The sequence below is a fragment of the Moorena sp. SIO4E2 genome, assembly GCF_010671945.1.
GTDB lineage: Bacteria > Cyanobacteriota > Cyanobacteriia > Cyanobacteriales > Coleofasciculaceae > Moorena > Moorena producens.
The window spans coordinates 1-9,114 of sequence record NZ_JAAHIE010000295.1 but is presented as its reverse complement, the minus strand read 5'-3'; the positions used below and the strand labels follow the sequence as shown (position 1 = coordinate 9,114).

General features: G+C 43.2%; 9 protein-coding genes and 2 pseudogenes. 4 read left to right on the top strand and 7 right to left on the bottom strand.

Annotated features, from left to right (window positions below; genetic code table 11):
- Window positions 1-61: 61 nt before the first annotated feature.
- Window positions 62-145, bottom strand: a pseudogene (locus F6K37_RS45635) (IS1 family transposase); the annotation flags it as partial.
- Between the two features lie 1,592 nt (window positions 146-1,737).
- Here F6K37_RS45635 and F6K37_RS24580 point away from each other — a divergent pair.
- On the top strand, window positions 1,738-2,994 hold the full coding sequence (locus F6K37_RS24580; protein WP_008187629.1) for a glycosyltransferase family 4 protein: 1,257 nt from the start codon (window positions 1,738-1,740) through the stop codon (window positions 2,992-2,994).
- A 181-nt stretch (window positions 2,995-3,175) separates the two neighbouring features.
- Window positions 3,176-3,259, top strand: a pseudogene (locus F6K37_RS45630) (Uma2 family endonuclease); the annotation flags it as partial.
- Here F6K37_RS45630 and F6K37_RS24575 read toward each other — a convergent pair.
- On the bottom strand, window positions 3,247-3,576 hold the full coding sequence (locus F6K37_RS24575) for a hypothetical protein (RefSeq protein WP_131827052.1): 330 nt from the start codon (window positions 3,574-3,576) through the stop codon (window positions 3,247-3,249). The pseudogene F6K37_RS45630 and the gene F6K37_RS24575 overlap by 13 nt on opposite strands.
- A gap of 169 nt (window positions 3,577-3,745) precedes the next feature.
- Between F6K37_RS24575 and F6K37_RS24570 the strand changes: the two genes are divergently transcribed.
- Window positions 3,746-5,485, top strand: a complete 1,740-nt coding sequence (locus F6K37_RS24570) for a GMC family oxidoreductase N-terminal domain-containing protein (RefSeq protein WP_287252742.1) — start codon at window positions 3,746-3,748, stop codon at window positions 5,483-5,485.
- Window positions 5,486-5,490: 5 nt separating this feature from the next.
- Here F6K37_RS24570 and F6K37_RS24565 read toward each other — a convergent pair whose 3' ends face one another.
- From F6K37_RS24565 to F6K37_RS24555, 3 genes are all read right to left on the bottom strand, one after another.
- A complete protein-coding gene (locus F6K37_RS24565) occupies window positions 5,491-5,910 on the bottom strand; it encodes a trypco2 family protein (RefSeq protein WP_287252741.1) in 420 nt (139 codons plus the stop codon).
- 451 nt (window positions 5,911-6,361) lie between these two features.
- A complete protein-coding gene (locus tag F6K37_RS24560) occupies window positions 6,362-7,303 on the bottom strand; it encodes a formylglycine-generating enzyme family protein (RefSeq protein ID WP_502708403.1) in 942 nt (313 codons plus the stop codon).
- Window positions 7,304-7,429: 126 nt separating this feature from the next.
- Entirely contained in the window at window positions 7,430-7,705 is a 276-nt protein-coding gene (locus F6K37_RS24555; RefSeq protein WP_287252736.1) for a hypothetical protein, read from the bottom strand.
- Window positions 7,706-7,908: 203 nt separating this feature from the next.
- Between F6K37_RS24555 and F6K37_RS24550 the strand changes: the two genes are divergently transcribed.
- Window positions 7,909-8,049: a hypothetical protein gene (locus tag F6K37_RS24550; protein WP_287252734.1), complete on the top strand. Its 141-nt coding sequence runs from the start codon at window positions 7,909-7,911 to the stop codon at window positions 8,047-8,049.
- 68 nt (window positions 8,050-8,117) lie between these two features.
- Here the strand turns inward: F6K37_RS24550 and F6K37_RS24545 are convergent, their stop codons facing one another.
- Both F6K37_RS24545 and F6K37_RS24540 read right to left on the bottom strand, forming a co-directional pair.
- Window positions 8,118-8,588, bottom strand: a complete 471-nt coding sequence (locus F6K37_RS24545; protein ID WP_502708404.1) for an REP-associated tyrosine transposase — start codon at window positions 8,586-8,588, stop codon at window positions 8,118-8,120.
- A gap of 332 nt (window positions 8,589-8,920) precedes the next feature.
- Window positions 8,921-9,114: hypothetical protein (locus F6K37_RS24540; protein WP_287252730.1), on the bottom strand; the 194-nt coding region annotated here is incomplete at its 5' end.

Here is a 9,114-nt window from a genome sequence, read left to right as displayed (position 1 = left end):
TATAATAACAAAAGTTTTTACGATGTGATCGCGCTAGATAATGACGCAAATGACTATTCTATCCTTCGACCATTGTCATTGATTTTTTACTAACGCTCTGGTCTCCATTTGGACTAAATTGATGGTAAACTTTATATCCATATGTAATCAAATAGCAATAAAAATTATTGATTGTTTTATGATTTTTTTAAAAAGGGTTTGCCCTTTATTATCCTATTAAATATTATCAAATATCATCGGAATCCTTGTTTAAAGATGTCCATACCAAAATTTTAGTTTTTTTTGCTATAAATGTTTGCAGTTAATCTAGTTTACCCACTTGTGGTGTTTTGTAATTTTTATGATAATCAGGTAGCTGATTACCAATCTGCTTCACCCAACTAATTCCTGTATTATGATTGACTTTATGAATTCTTTCAATAGCCCTAAAACCCTTCCCCTTTAGGTACATAGTTAAACAGTATTATTTAACTTTTTTGCTCTCCTAGGGTGGCTAGGATAAATTAGTATAATAAAATAATCGCCATAGCCCTTACTAATTAAGGTTTTGAGTAATTTAAAAATGCAATTTTAATAAAAGCGCACCTAAGCGGTCTTGGGGGTTTACCCCATGAGCGACTGCATCAATACAATGTATTTTTATTTGATTGAATCCCTTGCTATTTAAGGGGTTAAGCTCATTTAACCTACTCATTTACTATAATCAGTATAGGAGAGCCAACTTTTTGAGAATAACATAATTTTGAATAAGACTAAATAAATTGGCGAGCACAGCTCTTACATTGATAATTTTCTCCCCCCTTATGTGACCATTTTTTCAATACTATTAGACTGAAAATTAGGGCAATTTATACTCAGTTATTTCAGGAGAGTGCTAAAGTTTAACTTTTTTATTAATTAAAAATTATCCCAGAATCATGCAACGCCAAAAAATTATGTGTAGGGAGCATGTCAAATTCGCCAAATGTACTCAAATAACTCATAACTGCTACTGAAACCCCGAAAACACTGTAGTTCAAGCGTTTATAGTTCAAGTGTTCTTACAAAATTGACCTGCTCCCTATGTGTACCTCATAGCTATGAAAAATGCTATACAATTCGACGCAGCTTGGATATGAAAAATGCTATACAATTCGACGCAGCTTGGAAATGATATTACTTATTTTTTATAAAAATACTTTGGAGATTATAGAATAATTGTTAATTAATTTTTAATTCCTATGCCATCCGTAAAAATTCTGAAAAAAAAATCTATTTTCCCAGAAAATGCGGGATTGCACCCATGAATAAAAGTGTTTTTTTCGATATAAATATAATTATTGGTAAATGAAATTATCCGTTGATTTCAAAAACTAGTTATAGCTCGGTAATCAGACGCTCATTACCAATTACCAATTACCAATTACCAATTACCAAAAGGGAGGATTTATTAGTTGCAGCCATAATCAGAATTGGCATAAAGATTCTTGCTGTAGCTCTTAAAGAGGCTTTAGTAATGCACAATTATGATATTTTGGTCAAGGGTGTTTATGTTAAATTTTGTTACAAAAACTGTCATTCAGGCGTAAAATATGGAATTGAAGCCGAATAAATAGTTATAGGGTTAAAATCCCTGATTGGGCATTTTGCACCACCAACCTGACTTGACAATGGTCGTGAGTTCTCAGTGCTAAAGCCAATAAATCAATACACAAATTTGGTGAGTCTACACCCGGCTGGCAACATCTACTAGAGATTATGCGAATCCTAATATATTCTTACAACTATCATCCAGAGCCAATTGGGATTGCCCCATTGATGACTGAACTAGCAGAAGGGTTGGTCAAAAGAGGCCATGATGTTCGGGTCATTACTGCGATGCCCAACTATCCTCAACGTCAAATTTATGAGGGATATCGAGGAAAATTGTATCTTACCGAACACATCAAAGGTGTGATTGTAGATCGCTGTTATGTGCGGATTCGCCCGAAACCAAATTTGATCGACCGATTATTGCTAGAGGCAAGCTTTGTTGCTACCAGCTTCCTCAAGGCTCTGAGTTCTCCTCGCCCTGATATCATTATTTTAACTAGTCCACCACTGCTAGTTTCCCTACCAGCTGTGATTTTGGGGTGGATACACCGAACGCCAGTAATTCTAAATCTCCAAGACATTTTGCCAGAAGCTGCTATTAAAGTAGGCTTACTGAGCAACCAACCTCTAATCCGTGCATTAGAGGTTGTAGAAAGGTTTGCTTACCGCACAGTCACCAAAATCAGTGTGATTGCTGATGGCTTTACCGATAACTTGCGCAGCAAGGGTGTGCCAAGCTCTAAAATTGTGAAGATTACCAATTGGGTTGATGTTAACTTCATCCGTCCTTTACCAAAAGAAAACAACTCCTTTCGCACTGCCCATAACCTTAATGGTAAGTTCGTTATACTCTACTCCGGTAATATTGCCCTCACTCAAGGTTTAGAAACTCTGATTAAGGCAGCATCTAGGGTGCGTCACGTTCGAGATATTGTGATTGTGATCGTTGGAGAACAGAAAGCTTTAGGCCGACTAAAGCAGTGCTGTAAGACTTGGGACGCCAATAATGTTAAGCTGCTGCCATTTCAACCTCGGGAAAAACTACCGGAAATGCTAGCAGCAGCGGATGTGGGGTTGGTAATACAAAAGCAGAATGTAATTTCTTTCAATATGCCCTCCAAAATCCAAGTACTGCTAGCTAGTGGTCGCCCCATCCTAGCTTCTGTTCCTGCTAATGGAACCGCTGCCAGAGCTGTCAAAAAAAGCGGCGGTGGCATTGTTGTTCCCCCAGAGGATCCAGAAACTCTAGCAGAAACAATCTTAGAGTTGTATAAGGATCCCGCAAGAGTTACATTACTGGGCAACAGAAGTAGACAACATGCTCTTCAATATTATTCATTTGATCAAGCTCTCAACCGTTACGAAGAACTCTTTTCTGACATTCAAAATCAGCGGTTACTGGCAGCGGTTCAGAAGTCTTGATGAATCCCTTTTACTGATTAGGGAGTAGGGAGTAGGGAGTAGGGAGTAGGGAGTAGGGGTAACAAAATTGAATGCACCTCATAAGTATTAAACGTTCTTTAGTGGGATGCTAAAAACCATGACTCGAAATGCGTTCGCGAAGCGTGACCTACGGTCAATCGCGAAGCGTGGCCTACGGCCAATCGCACTCAACCCAACAATTCCTCCCCTGGAAAACGGTGACAGGCTGACTCAGGCTGAGTTTGAGCGTCGCTATGATGCCATGGCCGTTGAAGGTTGAAGGTTGAAGGTTGGTTTGTTGAACGCGATTGCGTGGCCTTTTGGCCAAGGTTGAAGGTTGAAGGTTGAAGGTTGGTTTGTTGAACGCGATTGCGTGGCCTTTTGGCCAAGGTTGAAGGTTGAAGGTTGAAGGTTGGTTTGTTGAACGCGATTGCGTGGCCTTTTGGCCAAGGTTGAAGGTTGAAGGTTGAAGGTTGGTTTGTTGAACGCGATTGCGTGGCCTTTTGGCCAAGGTTGAAGGTTGAAGGTTGGTTTGTTGTTCGCGATTGCGTGGCCTTTTGGCCAAGGTTTAAGGTTATCCAATTCTTAGCACTCAAACGGTTACACATCAATTTCATCTGGCTATCTCCCCATCTCCTCATCTTCCCATCTCTCCACACTTCCCACACTTCCCACACTTCCCATACTTCCCACACTCTTGGCCTGTTCGCTATTCGATATAATAAAATAATTTTCTTAAAAAACCATTCCGATGATGTACGATACGATCGTGGTTGGCTCTGGTAACGGAGCCTGTGGGTTTCTGAGCTATTACCTAGAAGCTGGTAATGACAGGTCTATCCGGGAGCGGGTGTTAGTGCTGGAGGAGGGGGATGATTTCTTTACTACCAGCGACATTACCCACCAGAACAACTGGACTAAGTCCTACGCGGAGGAAAAGGTATTCAAGTTGCACAATGCCCTGACTCCCAAGGGAATTCCGATTATATCTGGGCGAGCCTGCACTATGGGTGGTGGCGGCTCGATTAACTATACCATGATGCATGAGTCGTCGGAGTGGCTGGCGACACATATTGGTCAAACGGCAGCCTATTGGGACAGCCTGAAGGCAGAGTTGAATCAGAAGTTTGCTAGACCAAACCCGGTAACCGATCCGTCACCTGTGACTAAACAAGTACTCCAGGCGGCTGAGAAGGTTGGTTTTGTGACCAGTACAGACGCTATCGACAATATTCCTAATTTGGAGGTGAGGGATACTGGCCTGTTGCACCTTTTTCCAACCCAGTTCAACTCATTTGGGCAGCGAACCCACAGCGGAGTATCCATTGTCGATTGGTTTGGCCAGGGAGTGGAGATCAAGACTAGGTGTAGGGTTGAGAGACTTGAGTTTTCTAAGGAGCAAGGGCAAAAACCACGGTGTGTGGGGGTGCATGTTAAGTACCTGGACACGGGGATGACGGAACGCTTGTCTTTGCTTCCTGATGGTGGAAAGGTGATTATGTGCGCAGGGGGTGCGACGCCACGGCTGCTCTGGTCTCACCGCGAGGAATTGGGAAACGATCTGATCGGGCAGCATGTGAATGACCATATTGTCATGCCCCTGGGTCTCTACGTGGTGGATAAGAGTATCGATGTTACCCCTCGGGATGTGTACATCTCTGTGTTTGCTACAACGGTATGGCAACCAGAACCAGAACAACCGGGACAGGAAACGGTTTGCTGCTTCGATTTCTTTTCTGGTAATTTTGAGAGGCTGTGGTTTATGATTGCCCACCTTTATCTGGCGTTCCTGTTCCCAAACTGGCTCAAGAAGTTCGTGATCAGGTTACCTTGGTTGTTTAATATCATCAAGAACGTGATTAGGGTGTTTCTTCAGGCAGTCAATTTCATCATTAACCTGTTATGGGGACTTTATAACTTACTTCAAGGCAAACCATGGCATGATGAAGCCCACTTGATTACTGCGGCGATTAAGTTTAATGCTGCTAAAGAGGGTTGCTATTCAAGGGACGACTCTCGGATTGAATTAGATTTCTTTGGAGAAGAGGAACAATCCCATTTCAATCAGGATAAAGTGGTAGCTAACAGTGAGATTGCCAAGCACATGGCACTGTTGAACGGCTTGGGAGAACAGCCACATTGGTTAGTTAAGTGGTTCTTGCGACTGGTAACTAAGATGCCCTACGAAGAGAACCAGATTGAGGAGTATGTTGATGTTTACAGTCGCAGGTTTTTACTGTCGGAGCAGCATTTGTCGGGGGGATGCCTATTCGGGAAAGCGATTGATAAAGGACTCGACAACGCAATAGATACAGGTAAGGTATACGGGTCAGCTAATGTCTATGTGGCTGACCTTTCTGCTGTGCCCTTGCCCCGGATTAGTACGCAGATGACAGCTTATTTGATTGGTTTCCATGTGGCGAAGAGGATATGTGTGGGGAATGGGGAATCGGGAGTCGGGAGTCGGGAATCGGGAGTCGGGAGTCAGTAATGCTGTTAGTCACCCAGGTCATCATTCAGATTTCCTTCTTCATTGCCTTTAAGGAGTGCCCTTAAAGAATTATTGACCGTGGTTGGCACCTTGTCTCCATGAAGGGTCTGGTAAAATTCCAGCAGACGCTCCTTATCGAAGAGGGGAGATAATTTGACTTTGACTTTATGAATCTCATCCCGTCCCAGGTCGCCACCGACTTCGCCTCCTACCTCGCCCCCAGTTCCTAGCACATTAATTTTGATATTCCCCTTTGCTCCTGCTTTTGCAGTTCGCTTGACACTAACTTGTAGTTCCAGTTCCACAGATTCAACACACAACAAGGGAGCATCTTTTTCCTGACCTGGTGCTACTGAGAGCAGATCTTGTTTAACCTGTTGGATAAATTCAGACAATCCAATGGGGCTGTTATCGTTGTTAAACATTAATCTTGTATAATTATTTAAGCAACAGCTACACTATAGGCAGCTATCTAGGTAGTTGTCACTGGCTTGATGCCAGTTCTACCTATCTTAAATTCGTTGTCACTGGCTTGATGCCAGTTCTACCCATTTTAAATTCGTTGTCACTGGCTTGATGCCAGTTCTACCCATTTTAAATTCGTTGTCACTGGCTTGATGCCAGTTCTACTTTTACAACTACTGGCTTGATGCCAGTTCTACTTTTACAACTACTGGCTTGATGCCAGTTCTACGTGTGGTATAACCAGCTTTTGTAGAACAGGCTTCCAGCCTGTGTCAGTCTCCATCCAACAATAATCTGGGTCACTGGCTTGATGCCAATTCTACACTTGTCACTGGCAAGATGCCAGTTCCACGAAGGGGAGAGGAAAAAGGGAAAACAGGGTAAAGGGCAAGAGGGCAAAAGGGTTAAGGGTTAAGGAGTCCACGCACACCCACACACCACACGAAAACCAACAGAGGCGTCGAGGTCGTGCCAGAGAGCCGGATTATAGACGAAGCGAGACCCAGAACGGCAGACCACAGGGTAGTAGAGCCAGGAACCACCCCGCAACAGCCCGGATATTTCTTTAAGATAATCTTTAAGATAAAGAGAAGGATAATTATGATCAACTAAATTATAATTATCAAGATTATAATTTTCACGCCATGCACTGCCATCTGTCGGCGCACCTTCATAGTTATCATGCCAATGGTCTGCACACCACTCCCACACATTCCCATGCATATCGTAGAGTCCAAAGTCATTCCCTACCCCAAAACTCCCCACTGGGGTTGTTTTTCCACGATAAATCCCTGATGGCCCATTACCATAAGACCCTTTCCAAGCAAGCTCTTCATCATCTATTCCAAGATAATTAGCAAACTCTGTAGTAATCGTCTCTCCAAAATGAAACGGGGTGGTTGTTCCGGCTCTACAGGCATACTCCCACTGGGCTTCGCTGGGCAAACGATAAGGGCGTTTGGTATACTGGGACAGCCGCTCACAAAATTCCACCGCATCATACCAGGAGACTCGCTCGACAGGTAGGTCTTCCCCTTTAAAACGGGATGGATCGGGTTTAAGTTCTGTGTTGACTTGGGGTAGGGCGGCGATTGCTTGCCATTGGGCTTGGGTAACTGGGTATTTGCCCATGAAGAAAGATTTAACGGTGACTTGATGCTGGGGACTTTCACTGTCTCTATGCCCCTCTTCGGTTTCTGGGGAACCCATAACGAAAGTGCCACTGGGGATGGCAACCATTTCCAAAGTGATACCATTTCCCAAGTCTTCAGGAAAGTACTGAATTTCTCGCCAATGGTGGTTGATAATAAGGTTTGATTGCTGTTCTTCTTGACTTGTTTGTGGCATCACTATGGTTGGGTTTGACTGATGTAGAACTGGCACTGATCATGTAGAACTGGCATCAAGCCAGTGAGAAGAATGATGAGATGGTAGAACTGGCATCAAGCCAGTGAGAAGAGATCAGTTGTAGAACTGGCATCAAGCCAGTGAGAAGAGATCAGTTGTAGAACTGGCATCAAGCCAGTGAGAAGAGATCAGTTGTAGATGAGATGGTAGAGCTGGCATCAAGCCAGTGGTTGATGGTAGAGCTGGCATCAAGCCAGTGGTTGATGGTAGAGCTGGCATCAAGCCAGTGGTTGATGGTAGAGCTGGCATCAAGCCAGTGAGAAGATGATCAGATGGTAGAACTGGCATCAAGCCAGTGGTTGATGGTAGAGCTGGCATCAAGCCAGTGGTTGATGGTAGAACTGGCATCAAGCCAGTTAAGCTAACCCAGTGATTGGTTTGTGCTCAGCTGGGTTGGGTGTGATTAAGTTATCGAAGACCAATCCATTGTAGAACTGGCATCTTACCAGTGACCAAGATTATTCTTTGATTGAGATTGACCAAGGCTGGAAGTTGCTTCCGGCCACTGGCAAGATGCCAGTTCTACCATACAGATATTGACCACTGGCAAGATGCCAGTTCTACCATACAGATATTGGCCACTGGCTGGAAGCCAGTTCTACCATACAGATATTGACCACTGGCTGGAAGCCAGTTCTACCACACAGATATTGACCACTGGCTGGAAGCCAGTTCTACCACACAGATATTGACCACTGGCTGGAAGCCAGTTCTACCACACAGATATTGACCACTGGCTGGAAGCCAGTTCTACCATAGATTATTTTACAGAATATTTCTCTACACTATCCATTTGCCAGAAGAAAGGATATGTTTCAGCCATGTCAGATAAATTAGCTTTTACAGGATTTTGTCGGATATAGTGCCAGGTTTCTAAAAATTCTATTTCATCTCGAATAATGCGATCATATCGCTCGTATTGCCAAACAATACCGATATGATTCATTACTTTAGGAACTTGCTTAGAACTATAGCTTTTAATGCTGTGGATAATACTACCTAAGCTCCAATATTCCTGATCAGATTTTGGCAAAGGCTGCATTAACCAATGCACATGATCCGGCATAATCACAACAGCATAGGTTTTGTACCTTTGGTTATTGAAGAATAAACAGGAATCTAGAACTACTTGTCTGGCTTCTGGGGTCAACTCTAGCTTTTTAAACGTATTAAAAGTGACAAAGTAAATTGCTCCTTGTAATTCCCAGTGAGGAAGAGTCCTTTGGCTAATTTTAAGATTTTGGGACTTTCTGAAACTGGTATAATTCGTAGAACTGGCATCTTGCCAGTGATGATCGGAACTAGCATCTTGCCAGTCATAAGTAGAACTGGCATCTTGCCAGTGATAATTATTAATATTCGGTTGAGACCGCCTCGAAGCCTGTGCCCCATAGGATGGAGAGTTAGGGGTAGTCATTAGTTACATTTTTAAAGACATTAAGGGGTATATTTTTTCATTTTAGTGCCTTGAGACAGGCTGGAAGCCTGTTCCACAGTTATCAAAGTAGAACTGGCATCTTGCCAGTGATGATCAAAGTAGAACTGGCATCTTGCCAGTGGTAATCAAAGTAGAACTGGCATCTTGCCAGTGGTGATCAAAGTAGAACTGGCATCTTGCCAGTGGTGATCAAAGTAGAACTGGCATCTTGCCAGTGGTTGTACAAGTAGAACTGGCATCTTGCCAGTGGTTGTACAAGTAGAACTGGCATCTTGCCAGTGATGATCAAAGTAGAACTGGCATCTTGCCAGTGATGATC